1 pseudogene is annotated in these 432 nt (G+C 41.0%); it reads left to right on the top strand.

Annotation, left to right across the window (positions count from 1 at the left end):
• Window positions 1-432, top strand: a pseudogene (locus LF822_RS22735) (IS21-like element IS5376 family transposase); the annotation flags it as partial.

Below are 432 nucleotides of genomic sequence, written 5' to 3'. Positions count from 1 at the left end.
CTTATACAGACATTGCCCAACTCTTAGGTATGCATCGTCATACGGTTAAATCCTTAAGCGAACGGGAGAAAAACCACATACAAAAGCGAGCAAATAAAGGGTCTAAGTTAGATCCTTACAAGGACTATTTGCTTAAACGATTACAGGAAGATCATGTTTTCAATTGTGAAAAACTCTATCAGGAGATCCGAAAACAGGGGTATTCTGCAGGGAAGACGATTCTAAAAGATTTTGTACAGCTTTATCGCAAGTCCTTCAAGGAAAGTCATACCCGGAGGTATGAAACAGAACCGGGAGAACAAATGCAGGTGGACTGGAAAGAAGCTGGTCTTTATCAGGTAGATGGAGATACAATTCCCCTTATGATATTTGTGGCCACTCTCTCTTATTCACGAATGAGTTATGTTTGTTTTGCGGAGAAGCAAGACCGAG

This window comes from Halobacillus sp. A5, assembly GCF_024189315.1.
Lineage (GTDB): Bacteria > Bacillota > Bacilli > Bacillales > Halobacillaceae > Halobacillus_A.
The sequence above is the reverse complement of the archived record's forward strand: the minus strand, read 5'-3'. Positions and strand labels throughout refer to the sequence as shown.